We start from the raw sequence: 23,443 nt of genomic DNA, 5'->3' as shown, positions 1-23,443 counted from the left end.
CACCGATGTTTATCGAACAGACAGGTGCAGCCCCAGATGGTAGCAACCGACCCGAGGAAAACGCCGTGCCGACCAACTCGACATTTCCAGTGGTGTTCATCGACGTCTTCGGAACGCGGCACAGCCTCGACCCAATTGAATTTGCCTTGAAGTTGGTGGATCGCAGGACGCAGATCTATCTGTGCTTTGTGCTCGCGATCCTGGTCTTTGCCGATCCTCCGGGTTTGATCGGTCAATTGGCGCCACCGGCATTTGCGATCGTCTGGATCACGTTCTTCGGCAACTTCATACTCACGCATATCTCGCTTTTATTTGGCTTGGCCTGGGTTCAGCGGCGGACGGGAACCTTCGCCGTTTTCAACCCGCTGATGTCCATCGCGATCATGGCCCCGACACTGGCCCTGTCTGAGGCGTTGGTTCACGTCGTGACGGACGGCAACCTCAGCATCGTTTCGGTGCAGGAGGTCATTGTGTATCTGATCGTGACCGAAATTTTCTTGACGCTTTACCTGCGCTACATTCACGAGGCAGCACCAAAGCCGTCCCCTGTGCCCGAGGCCCCCGAGCCCGAAACGCCTCATCGTCAGATCCTGATCGGATCGGAACCTGTGCCATTGGCTGGCGTCTGCCACATCCAGGCCCGAGAACATCACGTACAGGTGGTCATGCACGGTGAAACCATGACCCATCGCGTGCGCCTGTCAGATATCGTGGCGCAGACCGACCCCGAAGACGGCATTCAGCCGCATAGATCCTGGTGGGTGGCGGTCCATGCGGCGCAAGCTCTTGAAAAAGAAGGCGCGAAACATGTTCTGCGCCTGAGTGATGGGACCCGTGTGCCGGTCGCACGGTCGCGTGTAGACAGCGTGCGCGACTGGCTCGCCGCGCACGCATGACATTCCGCATCCCGCTTCGCGCATGACATCCAGGCCGCGTCGCGCTAGGTCTTCAGACAACTTAGTCTTTTCACGACTGCGGCGCAGGTGCGCTGCGGCACGACCAATGGATGGCACGTATGACCGACACACCCGAGGAACAGCCAGAAACCGACATGATCCGGTTTGGCTGGGAGGAATGGGTTGCCCTGCCCGACCTTGGCCTCCCCGCCTTGCGCGCCAAAGTGGACACCGGGGCCCGCACATCTGCCCTGCATGCCTTTGACATCGAGACATTTGGCAGTGCCAGCGCGCCCAAAGTCCGCTTTACCGTGCATCCGGTCCCGGGGCGCGAAGATCTGGTGATTCCCTGCTCGGCGCGGATTGTGGATCGTCGTCAGGTGACGTCCTCCAACGGTGAATCCGAAATGCGCTACGTCATCGCGCCCACTCTGCGCGTCGGCGATGAAAGCTGGCGGATCGAGGTGACGCTGACCGACCGGTCCAACATGGCGTCACGGATGCTACTGGGGCGCGAGGCGCTGAAGGACCACATCACGATCGTGGCGACAGACCGGTTTCAACAGCCTCGGCTGTCGTATGATGTCTACACCACGTCGCGGGTCCGCAGTGCCGCGCCGAACCGATCCTTACGAATCGCGGTCATGTCGCGGGAGGATAACTATTCCACGCGTCGCCTTGTGGAAGAAGGTGAAAAGCGCGGTCATACGGTGGAGGTCATCGACACCACCCGCTGCTACATGCAGATCAACGCTCTGACACCCGAAGTGCATTACGACGGCAAGCGCCTGCCTCGGTATGACGCGGTGATTCCACGCATCGGCGCGTCGATCACCGCGTATGGTACGGCCGTGATCCGCCAGTTCGAGACCATCGGCACCTTTTGCCTGAATGGATCAGAGGGCATTCTGGCGTCGCGTGACAAGCTGCACGCCCACCAGCTCATGGCCCGGCACAAGATCGGGATGCCGAACACGGCGTTTGCCGCCTCCCCCAAGGACACGCAGTCGCTGATGCGGTTGGTGGGCACTGCGCCGCTGATCGTGAAGCTGCTCGAGTCGACACAAGGCAAGGGCGTGGTTCTGGCGGAAACGAAAAAGGCCGCCGAGTCGGTGATCGACGCCTTTCGTGGTCTGAAAGCGAATTTCCTCGTGCAGGATTTCGTCAAGGAAGCCGCAGGCGAGGACATTCGGTGTCTCGTGATCGGCGGCAAGGTGGTTGCCGCCATGAAACGCACAGGCGCAGACGGCGACTTCCGGTCGAATCTTCACCGCGGCGGATCTGCCAAGGTTGTCCGCATCAGCAAGGAAGAGCGCGAGACCGCCCTGCGAGCGGCCAAGGCTTTCCGTCTGAACATCGCGGGTGTGGACCTGTTGCGGTCCGAAGCTGGGCCGAAGGTTTTGGAGGTGAACTCCTCACCCGGTCTTGAAGGGATTGAAACGGCGACGAAAAAGAACCTCGCCGAAATCGTTTTCGAGCACATAGAGGCACAGGTCCGCCCTGCCCCGGTTCGCAAGCGGATCGATTCCGAGGATTAATGCCACCTGTCGCGGACAGATCGGGTTTTGCCCCCAGGCACCCCGGCCTGTCCGCGACGGAACACAAATCGCGCAATACCCTTTCCAGCCGGGGCCTTTACCCGGCGCGATGCGATCCCTATATGAATGCTCAGGTTTCCAGCGACGAGGACAGACATGACCGATGCGAGCCAACAGCTTGAAGGCGCCCCGCTGATCGCGCCGTCGAGCACAGACCATGCATTGTACGACTCCGTGGTCGAAGCCTGTCGCACGGTGTACGACCCTGAGATTCCGGTGAACATCTACGATCTGGGTCTGGTCTACACGATTGAAATCAGTGACCAAAACGATGTGCGCCTCATCATGACGCTGACGGCTCCGGGCTGTCCCGTGGCGGGCGAAATGCCCGGCTGGCTGCAAGAGGCCATTGAACCCGTCGCCGGCGTGAAAACTGTCGATGTCGAGATCACCTGGGAGCCGCCCTGGGGCATGGACATGATGTCCGACGAGGCGCGGCTCGAACTCGGCTTTATGTAAGCTTCGCCACATCAGTATTTAGAAAGGCGCGTAACTCCCCGGGTTGCGCGCCTTTTTCATGACGTCCGTTACAATGCCTTAACGTATCTTTCATCCTCGCGTTACAGTGCTGTCATGCGGTCGTTGCCCTGCGAGCGCATTGGGTCCATCATCCAATTCAGAGGAAAAAATCCCATGCTTACAACACGTCTCGCCGTGATTGCCACTTTGGCGGCCACTCAGGTCGCTGCCGATACCGATGCCATGTCTTACCAGAGCGGTCTGACCTACGGCGTTCGCCCCGGCTATCTCGTGTCAAAAATGAAAGACGGCCCGCTCAAGGATGAGATGATGGCCTGCCTGTCGCAGACGCCTGAGACGACGAAATTCTCCATTGGCCACCGTGGCGCGCCGCTGATGTTCCCGGAACATACCGCCGAGTCGAACCGTGCCGCCGCCGCAATGGGCGCCGGCGTCCTCGAATGCGACGTGACCTTTACCGCCGACAAGGAACTGGTCTGCCGTCACGCTCAGAATGACCTGCACACCACCACCAACATCCTGACCACGGATCTGGCGGACAAGTGCACGACACCGTTCTCGCCCGCCGCTGATGGCGCAGATGCCGCCGCAGAGTGCCGCACCTCCGATCTGACGCTGGCCGAATTCCAGACGCTTGCACCGAAAATGGACAGCGCCAACCGCGCCGCCACCACAGCCGAAGAGTTCCAGAGCGGAAACGCCGAATGGCGCACCACGCTGTTCAATCAGGACGCGACGCTGCTGACCCACGCCGAATCCATTCAACTGTTTGACAGCCTCGGCGCCGATTTCACGCCGGAGCTGAAGGCGCCTTCGGTCGAGATGCCCTTCGACGGCTTCACCTACGCCGATTATGCCGACAAGATGATCCAGGAATACCGCGACGCCGGCATCGACCCCGCGCGCGTCTGGCCGCAGTCCTTTGACATCGAGATCGTCAAGCACTGGGTCGACACCGCCGGTGAGTATGGCGAACAGGCTGTCTATCTGATGGACCAGTATGAGGGTAAAACCTTCTCGGCGATGGATGAAGCCAACTGGCCCAACACCATGGACGAGCTCAAGGACATGGGCATCAACTACATCGCGCCCCCGCTTTTCATGCTGGTGACGGTCGAAGACGGTGAACTGGTGCCCTCCACCCTCGCCAAGAAGGCGAAGGAAGCCGACCTCGGCATCATCACCTGGTCGCTGGAACGTTCCGGCCCGCTCGCGAATGGTGGCGGCTGGTATTTCTCGGGCCTGGACTCGGTGATCGATACGGACGGCGACTACTTCACGCTTCTGGATGCGCTGGCGCAGAAAGTTGGCGTGCAGGGGGTTTTCGCCGACTGGCCAGCCACGGTGACCTATTACGCGAACTGCAAAGGGCTGTAAGCTACATCGACAGACGCGCCCCTTTGAATGAGGGGCGCGTTTTGCCGCCGCAGAACGCGGCTCTGTTAAGAGATCATCACGTTTTCGGGAACTGCTTCGCAGGTTTGACGTTTGATCCCTATGCGACACATATTTGATCATACATTTCATTCGACCCTGGCGCTCTGGACCGTTCATCACGACGTCCCACCGCCGTGCGCCGACACCCCTGTTTGTGACGTCCGCGCTGCGGCGATGGCCCGCTGATGCAGGGTGACAGCATGAAGAAGACCTTTCGCCTGGCGGCTCTGCTGCTGGGCTTTCTCTTTGCCATCTCCCCCGCTGCCAATGCGCAGGAAACGCCGTGGTTCGAAGTCGAGACCCTCAACAGCGGCCTTGGCGCAGTGCCGGACGTCATTGGTCGCGCCACGCCACGCGCGACGATGGAGGCCCTGCTGCGGTACGACGAGCGCCGTGGCGAGCCGGGCACACAGGACCAGATCAAGGACACCGCGCCCGCGCACCTGCTGAACCTCAACGCCATCCCCCCCGAAGAGCAGGCAGAGACCGGCACAATGCTGGCGCGTCAGTTGATGACCGTGATGCAGCGGCGCGCCGTATTGAATTGGGGCCAGATCATCGACCGGCCTGATGCAATGGATGCGCGTGAGACCTCGAATGCCGCCACCGCCGGGATGAAGCGTCGGTCCCTGCTGGTCTGGGAAATCGAGCTGGACGGCATCCCGGCAGCCATCCGGCTTGACCGGATCAAGGCCGACGGCGAAGATCCTGTCTGGGTCATTTCGCGCCACACCGTGCAGAAAATCCCTGCGCTGTACGATGCCTATGGACCATCGCGCTTTGAAAAATGGCTGCCGGATCAGCTGCGCAACACGGCATTCTGGGGGCTGATGTGGTGGGAGGTCATCGGCTTGCCGGTCCTGCTTTTGCTTGCCGGCCTTGTCGGTTGGGGCACCTCCAAACTGCTGACACGCGTCGGACGCCATGCCACGCACCGCATCACCTCCGCCGCGTTCCGCGCCGCGCGGCTGCCGATGATCATCGCCGCCATTGCTTTGCTGGTCTCCATTGGGACACAGACGGTTTTTGTATTTTCGGGACGCCTGAGCTCCGTGATATCGCCTTTGATCGCCGCAGGTTTCGTTACAGCTATTCTGATGCTGATCGTCAATGTGATCGAGGTTGTTCTCGACCAGATCACCGGGTTCGAAGAAATGGACCTGACGCGCAAACAATTCGACGAGACCCGCAGTCAGGCCACGCGCATTGCCGCCGTTCGGCGCATTTTGGTGCTGGTGGTCTTCCTCGTCGGCTTTGGTATCGTGCTGTCGTCGGCCAATCTGTTCCGCACCTACGGGTTTTCGCTGCTCGCATCGGCCGGGGCGCTGACCTTGATCGTCGGCTTTGCGGCGCGCACGATCTTGTCAAACATCCTGTCATCCATGCAGATCGCGCTGAACCAGTCTGCACGGATCGGCGATCGCGTCGTTTTTAAAGGCTCTCTGTGCCATGTGGAACGCATTAATTTCACGTTCGTGCAACTGCGCGTGTGGACGGGCATCCGTCTTGTGGTGCCGGTGAATGAGTTCGTCTCGGAAACCTTTGAAAACTGGACTTTGAAAGAGCCGGAGATGCAGCGGGTTATTTCGTTCAAGCTCGTCCCGACCGTCGATATCGAAGAACTCCGCACCTGTTTCGAAGAGGTCATGGATGATCTTGACCCGGACCAGTTGGATGACCGTGACAAGGCACAGGTCCGCATTTCCGGGCAGGATGTGTTTGGCGTTGAAGTTTTGTTCATTCTCCCCTGCAAGGACCCGAACACGTCTTGGGATTTGACCTGCATCGCGCGGGAAAAATTGGTCAAGTGTATGAACCAGATGGCCAAGACCAAGGGCATGCCGGTTTTCCCGGAAACCAACATTGTCGAGGCCGCGTAAGGCGCGCAAGTGATTTCGCTTGCTTTCCCTAAATGCAAGCAATAAAGCTTGCCTATGAGTTATGTGGTTCTGACCGGTGACGTGATTGCCTCCACCGCGCTGGAGATCCCCGACCTCGATGCCACTTTGGCAGAGGTCGGCAGCGTCGTCGACAATCTGGCCGATTGGGGTGTCACAGCGCGGTTCGCACGTCGCGGTGGCGACGGCTGGCAGATCGCGATGGACACGCCCCGCTATGACCTGCGGGTCGCCCTGTGGATCGCGGCGAGGTTGCGGCGGCTGGACAAAGCCCGCGCCACCCGCATCGCCATCGCGCGGGACACCGGCCCGCTCACCGATACAGCTGACCTGAATGCCGCCCATGGCGCAGGCTACACAGCCTCCGGGCGCCTGCTGGACGCATTGGACGGCGGCGCGCGCATGGCGCACGCCTCGGGTGGCGCGATGCACTCTACCGTGGTGCTGGCCGATCACATCGCGCTGGGATGGACCCAAGCGCAGGCCCGCGCTGTCACACTGATGCTGCCGCCGGACGCTGGCCCGCGGGCCAGCGCAGCGGATCGGTTGGGCATCTCGCGTCAAGCGGTCGATCAGGCCCTGCACGCCGCGGGCTACCCTGCTCTCGACGCGGCGCTCACGGCGTGGGAGGCTGCGGAATGATCCTGACACAGCCCATTTTGAACGTCTTCGCGGCGCTTCTCCTAGCGCATATGCTTGGCGATTTCCTGTTCCAACCCGCATGGATGGCCGCCCGAAAGCGCAATGTTTTCATCCTCCTGCTGCATGTTGCGATTCACGGTGTTCTGACCACATTGGTGCTGGGTGGCACATGGCAGCTGGCGCTTTTGGTGATGCTGGCGCATCTCGTGATCGACGCTGCCAAAAGCTACGCCTTGCCTGCGCCGGCGCGCAACAGTTTCCAGGCTTTCCTGGGCGATCAGGCGCTGCACATCGGGACGCTGGGATGGATCGCATTCCGCTACCCCGGCGCGCTGAATGATGCCGTCGCTGCCCAGGCGGGCTGGCTGTTGCCCGTTGCGCTGATCATCTCCGGCGCCATCGCAGCCGTGCTGGCGGGCGGCTACGCCGTGGGGATGCTGACCAGCCGCTTCTCCGAGCATCTACCTCGCGGCGGCCTGCCAGAGGCCGGGCGGCTTATTGGTCAACTTGAACGCGCGCTGATCTTCTTGCTGATATTGGTCGATCAGCCCGCCGCCATCGGCTTTCTCATCACCGCCAAGTCGATCCTGCGCTTCAAGGAAGCCACCGATGACCAGAAAACCGCCGAATATGTCATTGTTGGCACGTTGGCCTCTTTCCTGTGGGCGATGGGATGCGGCTATACCACGTCAGCCCTCCTTGAGATTTCGGCAGGGATCCCTTAGGTTAGGAACGTAATCAAAGAGGCATCTCATGTTCGCCATTCCCGGCCAATCCCCCGTGACCATCACCGCCTCGGCGGTGAAACAGATCCGCAAGCTCATGGAGCGTGACGCCCGCTTCGGCCTGAAGATCGGCCTGAAGAAGGGCGGCTGCGCAGGCATGGAGTACACCATGGACTACGTCGACGCGCCCGAGGCGAACGACGAAGTCGTGGAAAAGGACGGCGCGCGCGTGCTCATCGCCCCCATGGCGCAGATGTTCCTGTTCGGCACAGAGATCGACTACGAGACCGCGCTGCTGGAATCCGGCTTCAAGTTCCGCAACCCGAACGTCACGGACGCTTGCGGCTGCGGTGAGTCGATCAAGTTCAAGGATATCGACGAGCTAGCCGCCGAACGCGGCGCGCAAAGCTGATCCTGTGGCGATCTCGGCAGAAGAGATCGCCTATGCCACGGACCTGTTTTCCGATCTCGGGGATCTGACGACGCGCCGCATGATGGGCGGTCTGTGTCTGTATCATCGCGGCACGATCTTCGCGTTGGTCCACTCCGATTACGGAATCATGATCAAGGGTGTGGGAGCCTTCATCCCAGTTCTAGAAGGTATGGGGTGCACACGCTGGACCTACCCGCGCAAAGACGGCAAATCTGCGGCGATGCCCTATTGGACCTTGCCACCCGACTGCGAGGACGATCCCGAAGCGGCCTGCGATCTGGCGCGCGCGGCGCTACAGCACCTTTAGCCCAGCTCCAACGTGGCCACGGCGTAGAAACCTTTGGGCGCTTCAGGACTTGCCGGACCACGATACATGCGCGCGGTTTCGAAGCCCGGTTCCAGACCGATCTGCCGACAAATTTCAGTCATCCCAGTGGCGCTTTGCGGCACGTCCAGCACGATCTGTGCCGCCGCATGCGCCTTGGCCCAAACGACGGCCTGCGCGATCAGCCTCCGGGCCTGATCCGAATTTTGCGCCACAAGCGGCCCTATCTTCACGCCGACCTGACATAATCTGACCGTTACAATGCCCGACGTGCCATCTACGAAGGTGGCGCGCGTCTGGCATTGCTGGAACCAGGCGCTTAGGAACTTTGGCTTCGCCCATCCGGACGCCGCGTTTTCCAAGGCAAGCATACGCTCCAAATCCTGAGGCAACGCCAACGGCAAATCTGGCGGGGTCGGCACATCGGGCGGCACGCCCTGCCAGCGGACCGTTTGACCCGCAGGCTCAAATCCGGACGATCGGTAGTTTTTCTGCTGTGCAGGGACACCATCCAAGCCAACGGTCCGGGATCCGGCATGGGCCAAGGCGTAGGTCCACAGCGCAAGTCCGATGCCGCGCCCCCGATACTCCGGCAAACAGAGGTACAATCCCAGAAAAGCAAAGTCTGTCGAATGGTTGACGACAGAGATGGCTGCCACCGGCGCGCCATCTTCCTCTGCCACAAAGACCCCGTCAGGATCGGCCGCAAGAAAGGCATTTGCATCCTCTACACCGGGGTTCCAACCTTCGGCGGCGGCCCAGCCCAGAACAACTGGCATCTCCTCGGGGCGTATCACGCGGCACAGCGTCATGGGCGCAGCGCCTCACGCAGAGAAACGCCCGTCCATGCCTGATCGCGCAGGTCGAGTTGTGACAAAAGGTCGAGGAGATGACCCTTCATCAGCTCCTCTGCCCCTGCTCCATCGCGCGCGCTCAATGCCTCCAACAGCGCATGGTGCGCATGACTTTCACACATGGCGTTGCGACGGCGCCAATAGAGCGCAATCACCAAAGAAGAGCGTGAGACCAACTGTCGAATGAAACCTTCGACCGTGGCCTGATCAGCGATGCGGGCGATTTCGACATGGAAATGACCGGACAAGTTCAAGGCACGCCCGTGTTGACCCGCGTCCAGGGCGGCGTGCTCGTCTGCGATGTGGGCGCGCAGGAGGGCCATGTCCTCCTTTGTGGTGCGCTCAGCGGCGGCGCGCGCCATGCGAGGCTCCAGCAAGGCGCGCGCCTCGAACACTTCGCGGGCCTCCTTGACCGACGGGCGCGCCACGAACGCGCCCCGATTGCGCTCAATGCTCACCAGACCGTCATGAGCCAGCGACCGCAGCGCCTGCCGTACAACCGTGCGTCCGACGCCATAGATGTCGCCCACCTCGTCCTCGGACAGTTTCATGCCGGGCAGAACGCGGTGTTCGTGAATCGCCTCCGTCAGACTGATGGCCAGAGTATCGGGCGAGGCAGGGTGGGAACGCGTGTCGGACATAGGCGCGAAAGAGGCTCCAATATTACCCGTGATTCCTTGCCAGATGCCCATCAGGACGACAACACCAACCGATATCGTGCACGGCGCCTGGCCAGATTGTGCACAATCATCGCCTTTATTTTGCACAATTCAAGACCTCTGTGACTTCGATTTAAGCAATTGCCCGGCACACCCATCACAAAGCCGCATGTTTCAGTTCACCGGAGGAACTCCCGCTCGTCATGGTGACGTCAGTTTCTCTGGGGGCCACATGCGATCCGATCTTGATCTTGAACTTGTCAGTCTGACCAAGCGCTACGGCGACACCACGGCTGTCGATGCCATCAACCATCTGTTTCATGCGGGCACCTATGCCTGTCTTCTGGGACCGTCCGGGTGTGGGAAATCCTCGACCTTGAGGATGCTCGCCGGGCATGAAACCGTCAGTGACGGCAATGTACTGCTGGGCGGTCGCGACATCGGTCGCCTGCCCCCGGCAAAGCGTGGCACTGCCATGATGTTCCAGAGCTACGCGCTCTTTCCACATTTGAACGTGACGGAGAACGTCGGCTTTTCATTGAAAATGAAAGGCACCGATCCGGACAAGCGCCGCAAAGCCGCGATGGAGATGCTGGAACTGGTCGACATGACCCATCTTGCCGACCGGCTGCCCGACCAATTGTCCGGCGGTCAGCAACAGCGTGTCGCCTTGGCCCGCGCGTTGATCACCCGTCCGCAAGTGCTGTTGTTGGACGAGCCGCTGTCGGCGCTCGACCCGTTCCTGCGGGTTCGGATGCGTGCCGAGCTGCGCAAGCTGCAAAAAGAGCTGGGCATCACCTTCATTCACGTCACCCACGGCCAGGACGAAGCACTGGCCCTCGCCGACGAGATCGTGGTGATGAACAACGCCGTGATCGAACAGGCCGGCCCGACCCGAGACGTGTTCGACCGGCCTGCCACCGCCTTTGTGGCGCAGTTTCTGGGCAGTCATAACGTGATCTCCCTCGCGGAGGGCAAAGTGGCGGTACGCTCTGACGAATTGCGGCTGGCTACCCCGGGGGCCGCCAAGCTCGAAGGCCGGATCATCACCGTCGAATATCAGGGCACCCATGTGGCGCTGACAGCGAAGGTCGCCGGCGACCAGGAGGTCACCGCGCTGCTGACAGACAAGGATTTCTTTGGGGCACCAAAGGATGTGGGCGAGGCCGTTGGCCTCGACTGGGACTGCACAGCCGCGCACCCGCTGCGCGCCTGAGCCGCAATTAAAAACCAAAAAGACCGACAGGGACCTAAGGGAGACACCCATGACAACGATTTCGAAAGTCCGCTATTCGCGGCGCTCTTTGCTGAAAACCGGCGGTGCCGCTCTGGCTGCAGCCGCCTTGCCCGCACCGATGGTCTGGGGCCAGGAGATCAAGAACATCACCCTGCGCCAGTTCGGTACAGGCGTATCCAACCTCAACGACGTGGCCAACAAGGTGAAGGAAGACCTTGGCATCACGCTGGAAATGACCGCGTTGGATTCGGACAGCGTCACGCAGCGCGCCGCCACGCAGCCGGACAGCTTTGACATCGCGGACATCGAATACTGGATCTGCAAGAAGGTCTGGCCGACCGGGAACCTCCAGGCAATGGATGTGTCGAAGATCGCCAATTACGACAAGATCGTCGGCATCTTCAAATCCGGCAAGCTGACAGAGGACAGCGTAATCGCCCAAGGCACTGCGCCGCATACCGTGGGCTTCATCCCAGAGCCTGGCGCCCGGACCTTCGCCGACGAGCAGACCAACTGGATGACGCTGATCCCGACGATCTACAACGCCGACACGTTGGGCATCCGTCCCGACCTGATCGGCCGCCCGATCGAAAGCTGGTCCGAGCTTCTGAACCCGGAGTTCAAGGGCAAGGCCTCGATCCTCGACATCTCGTCAATCGGCATCATGGACATGGCGATGGTCTGCGAGGCCATGGGCGAAATCCAGTACGGCGACAAAGGCAACATGACCCGCGAAGAGATCGACAAGACCTTCGCGATCTTCACCGAGGCCAAGCAGAACGGCCAGTTCCGCGCCTTCTGGAAGACCTTCGACGAGAGCGTCAACCTGATGGCCTCGGGAGAAGTGGTGATCCAGTCCATGTGGTCGCCCGCGATCACGGCCGTGAAATCCCGCGGCATCGACTGCGTCTACCAGCCGCTGAAAGAAGGCTATCGCTCCTGGGGCGGCGGCATCGGGCTGTCGCAATCTCTGTCCGGCATGGAGCTGGACGCAGCCTACGAATACATCAACTGGTACCTCTCCGGCTGGGTCGGCGGCTACCTGATGCGTCAGGGCTACTACTCGGCTGTGCCTGAAACCTCGAAAGAGTTCATGTCCGAGAATGAGTGGGGCTACTGGTTCGAGGGCAAGCCGGCCACGGGCGAGATCACGTCACCGACCGGGGATGTGCTGGCGCAGGCGGGCGACGTTCGCGATGGCGGCTCCTTCGAGGAGCGCATGGGCCAGGTGGCGTGCTGGAACGCTGTCATGGACGAGAACCAGTACATGGTCCGCAAATGGAACGAGTTCATCGCATCATAAGCGATTACCCAAGGCGACAAGACAGGGGGCCTTCGGCCCCCTGCACCCCCCGAGAGATTTTTGAAGCAAAGAAGCAGGGGCGCCGATTAGGTGGCCCACACGTCGCGCACCTCGCGGGCGGCGATGAACAGGGAGCGACAGAGTGTCTGAGCTTTTCAAGAACCGGCATGTGACGGGATGGCTGATGGCGTCGCCCTTGGTTCTGGTGCTGTCGGTATTTCTGGTGATGCCGATCATCATGATCGTGATCGTGAGCTTCTGGGGGGCGACCGAATGGTCGATCTACCCGGCCTTCCAGTTCGACAACTACGCGTTTCTCTTTGGGTCGGATGTGACCTACCGGGTATTTTTCAATACTTTCAAATATGCGTTTATCACCTGGGTCTTCTGCCTCGGGATCGGGTTTACCGCCGCCTATTTCCTGGCCTTCCACGTACGCTCGCTGACCTGGCAGGTTGCGCTGTTCCTGCTGTGTACGATCCCGTTCTGGACGTCGAACATCATTCGGATGATTTCGTGGATTCCGTTTCTGGGGCGCAATGGCCTGGCCAATTCCACGCTGATGTCATGGGGCGTGATCGACGAACCCCTTGAGTGGCTTTTGTTCAGTGATTTCAGCGTGATCCTCGCCTTTGTCCATCTCTACACACTGTTCATGGTCGTGCCTATTTTCAACACGATGATGCGCATCGACCGATCATTGATCGAGGCTGCCGCCGACAACGGCGCGTCCGGGTGGCAGACCCTGTGGCACGTGATCGTGCCTTTGACCAAGCCCGGCATCATGATCGGCACCATCTTCGTGGTCACGCTGGTGATGGGCGACTTCATCACCGTTCGTTTCATGTCCGGATCGCAATCCGCAAATGTCGGGCGTCTGATTTCCAACGACATTTCGCTGCTGCAGTATCCGTCCGCCTCGGCCACAGCCGTCGTGCTTTTGATCACCGTGCTGCTGGTGATCGGCATCCTGCTGCGCTTCGTCGACATTCGCAAAGAACTCTAGGAGAGCCTTTTGGAACCGCGTCCCCGCTCCTTTTACATCCTTGCAGCCTTCTTTGCGCTGTTTCTCCTGTTCCTCTACGGGCCGACGCTCACCATTGCGGTGTTGTCGTTCCAGGGCCCGGAAGGCGGCCTGACCTTTCCCATGCGCGGCGTGTCGCTGCACTGGTTCCGCGATCTGTTCCAGGAGCAGGCCGTCGGCGACATCTGGGGAGCCTTCCGGCGCTCTTTGGTGCTGGGCTTGATGGTCATGGTGACCACCGTGGTGGTCTCCGTGCTTGGCGGTCTTGCCTTTCGCAAGCGGTTCCAGGGATCCGCGATCCTGTTCTACCTGATCATCACAGCGCTTGTGATCCCCTCCATCCTTGTGTCGCTTGGCGTTGGCCTCATCTTTTCACAAGGCGGGCTGAAGGTGCATTGGGCGACCTCCGGCTTTGGGTCCCAGCTGACGTGGACGCTGCCCTTTGGCTTGTTGATCATGTTCGCCGTGTTCAACCGCTTTGATCGGTCATACGAGGAAGCAGCCCGCGATCTTGGGGCGTCCCCCTGGCAAACCATCCGCCACGTGGTGCTGCCGATCATTGCCCCCTCCCTGATCGGGGTGGCTCTTTTCGGCTTCACGCTCAGCTATGATGAATTTGCGCGGACACTGCTGACGGCAGGCAGCTACAACACCCTGCCGTTGGAGATCTTCGGCATGACCACAAACGTCACGACGCCGGTGATCTTTGCGCTGGGCACACTGACGACGCTGTTTTCCTTTGCCATCATCGGGGTCTTCTTGGTGATGGCCTGGATCATCGGACGGCGGCGCAAACGGGCCGGGTCCGACGCAGGCAAAGGGATGATCTGAGCCATGTCCGTCCTGATCATCAATCCAAACAGCACCGAGGCGATGACACAGTCGATGCTCGCGGCGGCACGCGTCGCGACACCGGACCTGATGTTTGACGCCATGACATCGCACGACGGCCCTCCCGCGATCCAAGGGCGAGAGGATGGTGCCCTGGCGGAGGGGCCGTTGTTGCGCCTGATCGACACGGTAACGGCAGAGGGCATCATCGTCGGTTGCTTTGACGACACGGCCTTGGCGGAGGCGGCCAAACGCGCGCCCTGCCCCGTGATCGGTCTGGGGCAGGCTGCATTCTTCGACTGCGCCCTGCGGCACCGCAGGTTCAGCGTGGTCACCACCCTGCCTGTATCCGTGCCGGTGATCGAGGCGAACATCGTGGGATATGGGCTGAGCGGCCACCTTGGTCGCGTGCGCGCCTCCGACGTGCCTGTGCTGGAGCTGGAGCGCGACCCGCAAGCCGCCTGTGCGCCAATTCTGGCGCAGGCACGGCGCGCCTTGGAGGAAGATCAGGTCGACGCCATCGTGCTGGGCTGCGCAGGCATGGTCAAGGTCATCGCCGCCATGCGTGCAGAGCTCCCCTGTCCCGTCATAGATCCGGTTGAAAGCGCCGCACGCGCGATGCTGTGGATGACGCGCTGAGACCTGCATCAAATGGGATCAGCCAGCGGCCAACGGCAAAGCCATCACCAATCCTCAGGTCGATTGCAGGTGCCGGTAGGTTTCCTTGAACCGCTTCTGAAGATGGTCACCGGCCCGGATCACCTGCCCGGAACCCATCGGCGCGACGTTCGTGTCGTGGTTCGGATTGAAGAACAGGGGCACTGAAATCCGCTCGTCCGTCGAGCCGCGCACACGGTGCAGCGTTGCCTTCACACGCCCGCCGGTCCACATCTCCAGCATCTCGCCAAAGTTGATGACGAACTCCCCCGGTGCCGCCTGAAGCTCGTGCCATTCATCATCCCGCCCCAGGACTTCAAGCCCCGGCACGCCATCGCTGCCCAGCAACGTCAGACAACCGTAGTCCGTGTGCGCCGCGATGCCGAAATCCTTTTCCCCCGCCCAATCGGGTCGCGGCGGGTAATAGTTGCCGCGCAGCAAGGCCATGGGGCGGTCGAACTTGTCGTCAAAGTAATGCCGGTCCTCGCCAATCCCTTCGGCAATGCCGCGCAGCAGATCCATGGCCACAGCGCTGGCATCGCGGTAATAGGCCTCGATCACGGCGCGAAACCCTTCTGGCTCTGAGGGCCACAGGTTGGATGCATAGACTGACAGACCCGTCTCCGGGGCCTCGAACCCGCTGTCGAACACCTGTTTGTAGTCCGGGTTGGCATCAGGATCGACCTGCTCCGACTGCGGTGCACCCCACCCCCGGTTGGCCCCGGTCACGGCCATGTCGACAACGCGCTTTTGTTTCTCCGGCAGGTCAAAGAACGCACGGTAGGCGGCCAACACAAGCCGCATGCGTGCCGGCCGGATCGCCGTGTTGCGCACCTTCAGAAACCCGATGTCGAAGGCCGCATCCCGCAACGCGTCCAGGGTTTGCGGGTCGCGGGTGGCGATCTTTGCGGCGTCCAGACTGGGTATCATTGGCTTGGCCCCTTTCAAATGACGCGGGTGCCATGCCACGCCCCCCGCTGTTAAGCAAGGACCCTTGACCTTTGCGCGTGCAGCGTGACACTTCGCGAAAGTGACAGGAGGGCTATCGAATGCGCACCAAACTCGCCGCAGGCAACTGGAAAATGAATGGCACACGCGCCGCGTTGGAGGAATTGTCGGCCATGGCTACGGCCGCAGACAAAGGCACGGCAGAGGTTCTGATTTGCCCGCCCGCCACACTGATCGCCAGCGCCGTGGAACAGGCGGGCCCGATTGCGCTGGGCGGTCAGGACTGCCACGACCAGCCCAAGGGCGCACATACCGGCGATCTGTCGGCAGAGATGCTCGCGGACGCGGGCGCGACCTACGTGATCCTCGGCCACTCCGAGCGCCGCACCGACCACGAGGAAACCGACGCCTTGATCCGCAACAAGTGCCGCGCCGCGTGGTCCGCCGGGCTCAAAGCCGTGGTCTGCGTCGGTGAAACCCTCGAACAGTTTGAAGCCTCGAACACGCTCGACATCATCGGCGGCCAGCTCGCGTCATCCATCCCGGACGAGGCGACCGGCCACAATCTTGTGGTGGCCTACGAACCCGTCTGGGCGATCGGTACGGGCAAGGTTCCGACGGTTCAACAGATCGGCGAGGTTCATGATTTCATCCGCTCCCGTCTGGAACGGCGCTTTGGCGCGGGTGTGGGCCGCTCGGTGCGGCTGCTCTATGGTGGTTCGGTGAAGGCTGCAAATGCCGAAGAGATCTTCCTTACCTCCAACGTGGACGGCGCGCTGGTGGGCGGCGCCTCTTTGAAGGCCGAGGATTTCGTGCCCATCATTGATGCGCTGAACAAAAGCGCCCAGTAAACCCTTGCGCCGGGCGCACGCATAGGGCCGCCCGGCGACACCTGTTCCTGAAGGGGCAGACCTTCGTTTCCCTCATTGGTTTTTGAAACGCCGAATTTCGTGCACGAAATTCCTTCAATGAGACACCACAGACCGGCAATTGCCCTGCGTGCGAGGGCTGCCAACTATTTCGGCCAAAGTCCGGTTTACCCGAATACGCCAATTTCCCACCACATGTTATCCGATAACCAGCCCGTGCTATCGTTTTCCGGCAGGACTTGCGGGCATTGTTTCGCGTGAGGCGCCTCTCTGCCGGGCGCCCGATCTCAGGCTATGGCCTGTGTTTTTCAAAAGAGGAAATTTCCATGTCTGCCAAATCCCTAACCGCCCTTGTCGCCGCCACTGCCATGGTCGCGTCCCTGTCCATGCCCACACCTGCTGCCGCGCTGAACCAAAAAGAGCGCAATGTCGTCGGCGGTGTCGTCCTCGGTGTGCTCGGCACCCTCGCCGTGCAGGAAGCGAAACGGCCCAAGCAGAAGCGTTACTATGTCTGCAACAGCCCCTACCGCACATATCGCAACGGCCAGCTCGTCACCGTCTGCCGCTGAGACCGGCCCATGTCGCATGGGCCGCCGCGCCAGCGTCCCGACAAAATGACAAAGGCCACCGAAAGCATCCGCTTCGGTGGCCCTTTTCTTACGCTGAGCGGGGGATCAGTTTGCGCCGAAACCATTCGCCTCGCAGAAAGCGCGCTCCAGCGGTTCCGACGGCAGCATCGTGCCTTCGCATCGGATCTGCGGCCCCATGACCTCGTTCGGCATCCAGGTCGAGATGATCGGAATATAGGTCACCATGATCAGGAAGACGAAGAGCACACCCAGGAAAGGCAGCGCGGCTTTCACCACACGCATCATCGGCATCCCCGCCACGCCTGAGGTGACGAAGAGGTTCAGACCCACTGGCGGCGTGATCATCCCGATTTCCATGTTCACCACCATGATGATGCCCAGATGGATCGGATCAATGCCCAGCTGCAGCGCGATCGGGAACACAAGCGGTGCCACGATGACAAGCAGGCCTGACGGTTCCATGAACTGACCGCCGATCAGCAGGATGACGTTCACGATCACAAGGAACATGACCGGCCCAAAGCCCGCGTCCAGCATGGCCCCGGCGATCTGCTGCGGGATCTGCTCATCGGTCAGCACGTGCTTCAGGATCAGCGCGTTGGCAATGATGAACATCAGCGTGACCGTCAGCTTGCCCGCGTCCAGCAAGGTGTTGCGCGTGTCGCGGTGGAAAAAGGCCGTCACCAGCGCGATGGGTTTTTCCCACAGAGCCTTGTGATGTCCATCCTCAGCCCGCAGTGGCCCCATGTCACGATAGATGAAGTTCGCAACCACGAAGGCGTAGACAGCGGCAACCGCTGCGGCCTCTGTCGGTGTGAACACACCGCCGTAGATGCCACCAAGGATGATCACGATCAGCAGCAGGCCCCAGACCGCATCCGCGCCGGAGGACCAAACCTCGTCCCAGCCTTTCCATTCGCCGCGCGGCAGGTTGCGCACTCTGGCGATGATGTAGATCGTCGCCATCAACATGCTGCCCGCCATCAGGCCCGGGATCACACCGGCCAGGAACATGCGGCCAACCGAAACGTCCGTTGCGGAGGCATAGACCACCATCACGATGGACGGCGGGATCAGGATGCCAAGCGTACCCGCGTTGGCGATGACCCCGGCAGCGAAATCCTTGGAATAGCCAACCTGACGCATCCCGGCGATGACGATGGAACCGATGGCCACAACGGTCGCGGGCGACGACCCGGACAAGGCCGCGAACATCATGCAGGCGAAAACGCCCGCGATGGCCAGACCACCCGGCAAATGCCCGACGATGGCGATGGAAAAGCGGATGATCCGCTGGGCCACGCCACCCGTCGACATGAACGACGACGCAAGGATAAAGAACGGGATCGCCAGCAGCGTGTAGTGCCCTGCCATCGCCTGAAAGAAGCTCTGCGCGACGGAACTCAGCGAGGTGTCCGACAAGAACAGCAAGAACACGATGGACGAAAAGCCGAGCGACACCGCAATCGGCACGCCGATCAGCATCAGGCCGATCACCATGGTAAAGAGAAGTACGACGTCCATGGGATCAGTCCTTGTTCATATGTGCGACGTCTTCGACGGCGTCTTCGGCTTCGTGAGAAACGATCAGGCTGTGGGAGTCACCGCGCACGATGCGGATGGTCGCCTGAATGAACCGGAACAGCAAAAGCAGGCAGCCGAACGGCAAGATGAAATACGGAATGAACCGCGGGATCTTCTCGTAGGCTTCGCCTTCGTTGATCCAGGGCTCGATGAACCGCAGCCACTCTGGCATCGGAATGTCGATCACCTCATACCAGCTGCGGTAGGAGGTGCGGGTCATGTCCTCGAACCCGGTGGGGAACCAGCGCCCCGTGGTCTGCGGCAGGTTGGCGAAGTTGGCCCAGTAATCCCACGCCCCTTTCAACATCAACAAAGCGTAGGCGATGCAGATGCCAGCGGCGATCAGCGCCAGAACCCGGCGACCCGCCGGTGGCACGATATTCACGACCGCATCGACCCCAAGGTTCGCCGTCGTCTTGACCGCGTAGCTGACGCCAAACACCACCAGCCATGCAAACAGCAGCGACGTGGCCTCCAACCCCCAGATCAGACCGGTGTTGAACCCATACCGAAGCACGACGTTGATGAAGGTGATGAGTGTCATCGCGCCCAAGATCAGCGCAATCGCGGATTTCTCCAATTCATCTATGACGTAGCCAAAGCCACTGTCCGGCCTTTCGTGATCACCTGACATCCTTCATCCCCTTCGTTGTCTGATGCCCGGCCAGAGGCGCCTGCCTCCGGCCGGTGAATAATTACTGTCCAGACGCAATCTCTGCGTTGATGCGTTTGGCGGCTTCGATCTTTTCGGCGCCGATGTCGTCCTCGAACTGCTTCCAGACCGGCAGCATCACATCGACCCAGGCCTGGCGCTGCTCCGGTGTCAGCTCACGGACCGTGCCACCGGCGTCAATGATTGCCTGACGAGCTTCCTGGTTGACCGCCTCGGACGCGCCGTTGCGGGCCTCGGTGACCTCGCGCAGGATCTGGCTGAACTGGTCGCGGATGGCCGGATCGAGTGCGTCCCACCAATCCACGGACGTCACCACCATGTAGTCCAGCAACAGGTGGTTGGTCTCGGTAATGCCGTCCTGCACCTCAAAGAACTTCTGCCCGTAGATGTTCGACCATGTGTTCTGCTGGCCATCCACCACGCCGGTCTGAAGCGCGCCATACACCTCGGAGAACGCCATCGGCTGCGGCGATGCGCCAAGCGCTTCCATCTGGGCGATGATCACATCGGCGGCCTGTACGCGCATCTTCAATCCGGCCACATCACCGGGATTGACCAGCGGCACATCGGCCGAGATCTGCTTCATTCCGTTGTGCCAGAACTCCAGCCCCAAAAGGCCACGGCGCACCATGCCCTCTTTCATCTCCTGGCCGGTTTCGCTTTGCTGGAAGGCGTTGACCGCCTCCATGTTGCTGAACAGAAACGGCAGGTCAAAGATGCGGAATTGCTTGGTAAACTGTTCGAATTTCGACAGCGACGGCGCGGCAAGATGGACGTCGCCATTCAGCATCGCCTCGAGCACCTGGTCGTCGTTGTACAGCGTGGAGTTCGGAAAGACCTCCATGCAGGCGGCGCCGTTCATTTCCTCGTTTACACGGGACTGCAACAGGCTGACCGCAATCCCCTTGGGGTGGCGGTCGGTGTTCACGACGTGTGAAAACTTGATCGTCACCTCGCCCTCGTCACACCCGGTGATACCTTCGGCCTGGGCCACGCCAGCGCATGCGAACAGGCTCGCGGCCACGGCTGCGGCGGCGGAAAACGTCGTCTTCATAATGGGGTCCTCCATTTTCTCCCTTGGGACTTCTCAGTCCGGTGAAGAAGGTTCCGCATATGCACAGCGCAGCGCAAGGTATTGTCAGATACCGAGAATATCACCCCGCCGACTGAAACAGCCGGCGGGAGAGTCTAGCTCAACGATTACATGGACTCGTTGATTTTCTGAGCGGCGTCGATGTTGTCCTGACCCACGTCCTCGACGAATTCTTCCCAGACGGGCTTCATCGCGTCGACCCAGACAGCACGCTGCTCTGCGGTCAGCTCGCGCACTTCGCCACCGGCATCGATCACGGCCTGCTTGGCTTCCTGGTTCACCTTTGCGGACTCGGCATTCCGGGTAGTGGACACTTCTTCGATGATCGTCGCAAGCTGGTCGCGCACATCAGCGTCAAGGCCTTCCCACCAGTCGATGTTGGTCACCAGCATGTAGTCGAGCACGCCGTGGTTGGTCTCGGTGGTGCCGTCCTGCACCTCAAAGAACTTCTGGCCGTAGATGTTGGACCATGTGTTCTCCTGGCCGTCGACAACGCCGGTTTGCAGCGCGCCGTACACTTCGGAGAATGCCATCGGCTGCGGGGACCCGCCCATCGCCGCCATCTGCGCCTTCAGCACGTCAGAGTTCTGGACGCGGAACTTCAGGCCTTCGGCGTCGGAGGGAGAGATCAGCGGCTTGTTGGCCGACATCTGCTTCATGCCGTTATGCCAGAATGCAAGACCAAGCAGACCACGACGGGACATGGTTTCCTTCATCGCTTCGCCGGTGTCAGAGGCCTGGAACGCGTCCACGGCGTCGATGTTCTTGAACATGAACGGCAGGTCGAAGATGCGGAACTTCTTGGTGAACTGCTCGAACTTGGACAGCGACGGTGCGGCCAGTTGCACGTCGCCTTGCAGCATCGCCTCGAGCACCTGGTCGTCATTGTAAAGCGTGGAGTTCGGGAAGACCTCCATGCAAGCGGTGCCGTCCATCTCTTCGTTTACGCGCTCTTCGAGCAATGAGGCAGCAATGCCCTTGGGGTGACGGTCGGTGTTGGTGACGTGGCTGAACTTGATAACCATTTCGCCTTCGTCGCAGGCGGCCATTGCGGCAGTTGCGCCGGTCACGCTCAAGGCGGCCACGGCTGCGGTCATGAGAAACTTGTTCATTGGTATCCTCCCAAGAATACAAAATTGTGTTTCCCACTGCCCCTCCTCAGGGCAGCGAATGCCGTTAAAAGAGCCATGAGCGATTCACAGCGCAAGACTGCTGGCACAAAAACTTGGGATGGATGAATTTTGCGCCTGATAACATAAAGATAGCAAAAGCCATGCACCTCGGACATGCCTGCCTTGCATTTCAGGCGTGCGGGATTCCGCACAGCCGTATTTGGCCTTTGTGCGAGTTTCCGCACAGATTCAAGGTTTGATTCGTCACATTTCGGTCAACGGGGGTTGAAAGCCGGCATCGCCCCGACCCGTCAGTCTCGCTTGAACGCCTCGGGTTTCAGCCCGTATTTCGCAAGTTTGTCGTACATGGTCTTGCGCGGAAGCTTCAGCGCCTTCGCGGCCTCTGACGCACGGCCATTGTGCCGCCCGAGCGAGGCGGCGAGCAAGGACCTCTCCACCTGCGCCATCTGCTCTGCCAGACCCAGATCCTTTGCCTGCGACAGCTCATCCGGCATCCCAAGGACAAATCGCATGGCCGCAGACATGAGAGACCGCGCATTTCCCGGCCATTCCTGCGCCATCAACCCGGCCTCGTGTTCCGGCGTAATTCTCGGCGCCTCGATCCCGGCCTGCTCCGCCGCCTGAGCAACGTAATGACCGAACAGGACCGGAATGTCCTCGGGGCGTTCTGCAAGTGACGGGATACGCGCCTGACAAACTTCCAATCGGTAGTAAATATCCGCGGACAGCCGCCCCTCGTCCACGGCACGGCGCAAATCCTGCGTGGTGCCCGCGATCAGGCGCGCGCCGCCACGCTCCAGCGCGTCAGACAACGCAACTTGCGTGTCCTCCGGCAGTTGGCCGAGCTCATCAAGGAACAACGCCCCGCCCTGCGCCGCCTCCCAGGCGATGTCCAGTCCGGCACGATCCAGCCCGGCGGCGGCGCGCTTCACGAACGGACCCTTGGACAGCAGCGACGACAGGTGAATGACTTCCGCGACCTTGGACACGCCACTGCCCGGCGCCCCCAGCACCAGCGCCTCTGTCCCGGCGCGCCCCGCCACGCGAACCTGCGACCGCAGCGACTCGACCTGTGGCGAGCGCCCAAAAATCATCCGCGCCGCCGGATCGGATGTTTCCAGCTGCGCCTTCATCCGGCGATTTTCCAGAACCATGCCGCGCACCGTCAGGGCACGCTCGACAACTGCGGTCAATTCCTTGGGAGAACAAGGTTTTTCCAGGAACCCAAAGGCCCCGCGCGACATGGCCCGCACCGCCATGGGGATGTCGCCCTCCCCCGTAAGCAAGATCACCGGCAAATCGGGGTCCGCCTCGCGCGCATAATCCAGCAAGTGAAACCCATCGCGCCCCGGCATCCGAATATCAGAGACGATAACCCCGGCGAAATCCGATGCGATGCGGTCCTTGGCTTCGACAAAGGACCCGGCAGTGACCGCAGAAAAATCGTGCAGTTCCAGCGTCTGACCCAAGGCCTCGCGCACCGCCGCGTCGTCATCCACCAAGAGCACCTGCCTGATCATCGCGCCATACCTTCCACGAAAAGACCCGGATGCC

At 60.9% G+C, this 23,443-nt stretch carries 24 protein-coding genes; 16 read left to right on the top strand and 8 right to left on the bottom strand.

The window, feature by feature from the left end; translation table 11 throughout:
- The first annotated feature begins 5 nt into the window (after positions 1–5).
- The 9 genes from J4E08_RS02870 to J4E08_RS02830 all read left to right on the top strand — a co-directional run bounded on the left by J4E08_RS02870 (position 6) and on the right by J4E08_RS02830 (position 8,416).
- Positions 6–896, top strand: a complete 891-nt coding sequence (locus J4E08_RS02870; RefSeq protein ID WP_349537211.1) for a LytTR family DNA-binding domain-containing protein — start codon at positions 6–8, stop codon at positions 894–896.
- A 119-nt stretch (positions 897–1,015) separates the two neighbouring features.
- Complete coding sequence (rimK, locus tag J4E08_RS02865; RefSeq protein WP_183964391.1) at positions 1,016–2,434, top strand: 30S ribosomal protein S6--L-glutamate ligase; 1,419 nt, start codon at positions 1,016–1,018, stop codon at positions 2,432–2,434.
- Positions 2,435–2,590: 156 nt separating this feature from the next.
- Positions 2,591–2,953 carry an SUF system Fe-S cluster assembly protein gene (locus tag J4E08_RS02860; protein ID WP_183964389.1) on the top strand — a complete coding sequence of 121 codons (363 nt, stop codon included), beginning with the start codon at positions 2,591–2,593 and terminating at the stop codon, positions 2,951–2,953.
- Between the two features lie 174 nt (positions 2,954–3,127).
- Positions 3,128–4,351, top strand: a complete 1,224-nt coding sequence (locus tag J4E08_RS02855; protein WP_349537210.1) for a glycerophosphodiester phosphodiesterase family protein — start codon at positions 3,128–3,130, stop codon at positions 4,349–4,351.
- Positions 4,352–4,611: 260 nt separating this feature from the next.
- A complete protein-coding gene (locus tag J4E08_RS02850; protein ID WP_349537209.1) occupies positions 4,612–6,291 on the top strand; it encodes a mechanosensitive ion channel family protein in 1,680 nt (559 codons plus the stop codon).
- Positions 6,292–6,345: 54 nt separating this feature from the next.
- The gene (locus J4E08_RS02845) at positions 6,346–6,951 is read left to right on the top strand and encodes a MarR family transcriptional regulator (RefSeq protein ID WP_349537208.1); all 606 of its coding nucleotides are present in this window, start codon (positions 6,346–6,348) and stop codon (positions 6,949–6,951) included.
- On the top strand, positions 6,948–7,676 hold the full coding sequence (locus tag J4E08_RS02840) for a DUF3307 domain-containing protein (protein ID WP_349537207.1): 729 nt from the start codon (positions 6,948–6,950) through the stop codon (positions 7,674–7,676). The genes J4E08_RS02845 and J4E08_RS02840 overlap by 4 nt, the downstream gene beginning before the upstream one ends.
- Positions 7,677–7,704: 28 nt before the next feature.
- Positions 7,705–8,088 carry a HesB/IscA family protein gene (locus tag J4E08_RS02835; RefSeq protein WP_183964380.1) on the top strand — a complete coding sequence of 128 codons (384 nt, stop codon included), beginning with the start codon at positions 7,705–7,707 and terminating at the stop codon, positions 8,086–8,088.
- Between the two features lie 4 nt (positions 8,089–8,092).
- Positions 8,093–8,416: a TfoX/Sxy family protein gene (locus J4E08_RS02830; RefSeq protein ID WP_183964948.1), complete on the top strand. Its 324-nt coding sequence runs from the start codon at positions 8,093–8,095 to the stop codon at positions 8,414–8,416.
- Here J4E08_RS02830 and J4E08_RS02825 read toward each other — a convergent pair.
- Both J4E08_RS02825 and J4E08_RS02820 read right to left on the bottom strand, forming a co-directional pair.
- On the bottom strand, positions 8,413–9,246 hold the full coding sequence (locus J4E08_RS02825) for a GNAT family N-acetyltransferase (protein ID WP_349537206.1): 834 nt from the start codon (positions 9,244–9,246) through the stop codon (positions 8,413–8,415). The genes J4E08_RS02830 and J4E08_RS02825 overlap by 4 nt on opposite strands.
- Positions 9,243–9,929 (bottom strand): GntR family transcriptional regulator, encoded by a 687-nt coding sequence (locus J4E08_RS02820; protein ID WP_349537205.1) that lies wholly within the window; start codon positions 9,927–9,929, stop codon positions 9,243–9,245. Before J4E08_RS02820 ends, J4E08_RS02825 begins: the two co-directional genes overlap by 4 nt.
- 250 nt (positions 9,930–10,179) lie before the next feature.
- Between J4E08_RS02820 and J4E08_RS02815 the strand changes: the two genes are divergently transcribed.
- The 5 genes from J4E08_RS02815 to J4E08_RS02795 all read left to right on the top strand — a co-directional run bounded on the left by J4E08_RS02815 (position 10,180) and on the right by J4E08_RS02795 (position 14,981).
- Entirely contained in the window at positions 10,180–11,163 is a 984-nt protein-coding gene (locus J4E08_RS02815; protein ID WP_349537204.1) for an ABC transporter ATP-binding protein, read from the top strand.
- A gap of 58 nt (positions 11,164–11,221) precedes the next feature.
- Positions 11,222–12,487: an ABC transporter substrate-binding protein gene (locus J4E08_RS02810; RefSeq protein WP_349537453.1), complete on the top strand. Its 1,266-nt coding sequence runs from the start codon at positions 11,222–11,224 to the stop codon at positions 12,485–12,487.
- A 184-nt stretch (positions 12,488–12,671) separates the two neighbouring features.
- Positions 12,672–13,493 carry an ABC transporter permease gene (locus tag J4E08_RS02805; RefSeq protein WP_502949241.1) on the top strand — a complete coding sequence of 274 codons (822 nt, stop codon included), beginning with the start codon at positions 12,672–12,674 and terminating at the stop codon, positions 13,491–13,493.
- A 9-nt stretch (positions 13,494–13,502) separates the two neighbouring features.
- A complete protein-coding gene (locus J4E08_RS02800; RefSeq protein ID WP_183964370.1) occupies positions 13,503–14,342 on the top strand; it encodes an ABC transporter permease in 840 nt (279 codons plus the stop codon).
- A 3-nt stretch (positions 14,343–14,345) separates the two neighbouring features.
- Positions 14,346–14,981: an aspartate/glutamate racemase family protein gene (locus tag J4E08_RS02795; protein ID WP_349537202.1), complete on the top strand. Its 636-nt coding sequence runs from the start codon at positions 14,346–14,348 to the stop codon at positions 14,979–14,981.
- A 54-nt stretch (positions 14,982–15,035) separates the two neighbouring features.
- Here J4E08_RS02795 and J4E08_RS02790 read toward each other — a convergent pair whose 3' ends face one another.
- A complete protein-coding gene (locus J4E08_RS02790; RefSeq protein WP_349537201.1) occupies positions 15,036–15,929 on the bottom strand; it encodes an isopenicillin N synthase family dioxygenase in 894 nt (297 codons plus the stop codon).
- 119 nt (positions 15,930–16,048) lie between these two features.
- Here J4E08_RS02790 and tpiA point away from each other — a divergent pair, with 119 nt between their 5' ends.
- A complete protein-coding gene (tpiA, locus tag J4E08_RS02785; RefSeq protein WP_349537200.1) occupies positions 16,049–16,798 on the top strand; it encodes a triose-phosphate isomerase in 750 nt (249 codons plus the stop codon).
- Between the two features lie 344 nt (positions 16,799–17,142).
- Complete coding sequence (locus J4E08_RS02780) at positions 17,143–17,385, top strand: hypothetical protein (protein WP_349537199.1); 243 nt, start codon at positions 17,143–17,145, stop codon at positions 17,383–17,385.
- A gap of 105 nt (positions 17,386–17,490) precedes the next feature.
- On the opposite strand, the gene J4E08_RS02775 is transcribed toward J4E08_RS02780, so the two are convergent.
- From J4E08_RS02775 to J4E08_RS02755, 5 genes are all read right to left on the bottom strand, one after another.
- A complete protein-coding gene (locus J4E08_RS02775; RefSeq protein ID WP_349537198.1) occupies positions 17,491–18,930 on the bottom strand; it encodes a TRAP transporter large permease in 1,440 nt (479 codons plus the stop codon).
- A 4-nt stretch (positions 18,931–18,934) separates the two neighbouring features.
- Complete coding sequence (locus tag J4E08_RS02770) at positions 18,935–19,624, bottom strand: TRAP transporter small permease (RefSeq protein ID WP_349537197.1); 690 nt, start codon at positions 19,622–19,624, stop codon at positions 18,935–18,937.
- 61 nt (positions 19,625–19,685) lie between these two features.
- Complete coding sequence (locus tag J4E08_RS02765; protein ID WP_183964944.1) at positions 19,686–20,717, bottom strand: DctP family TRAP transporter solute-binding subunit; 1,032 nt, start codon at positions 20,715–20,717, stop codon at positions 19,686–19,688.
- 146 nt (positions 20,718–20,863) lie between these two features.
- Positions 20,864–21,868 carry a DctP family TRAP transporter solute-binding subunit gene (locus tag J4E08_RS02760; RefSeq protein ID WP_349537196.1) on the bottom strand — a complete coding sequence of 335 codons (1,005 nt, stop codon included), beginning with the start codon at positions 21,866–21,868 and terminating at the stop codon, positions 20,864–20,866.
- Positions 21,869–22,179: 311 nt separating this feature from the next.
- The gene (locus tag J4E08_RS02755) at positions 22,180–23,409 is read right to left on the bottom strand and encodes a sigma-54-dependent transcriptional regulator (RefSeq protein ID WP_349537195.1); all 1,230 of its coding nucleotides are present in this window, start codon (positions 23,407–23,409) and stop codon (positions 22,180–22,182) included.
- Positions 23,410–23,443 lie beyond the last annotated feature (34 nt).

It is taken from the genome of Sagittula sp. NFXS13 (assembly GCF_040148795.1).
Taxonomy (GTDB): Bacteria; Pseudomonadota; Alphaproteobacteria; order Rhodobacterales; family Rhodobacteraceae; genus Sagittula; species Sagittula marina.
Note: the sequence above shows the minus strand (reverse complement) of the source record. Positions and strands in the feature narration are given on the sequence as shown.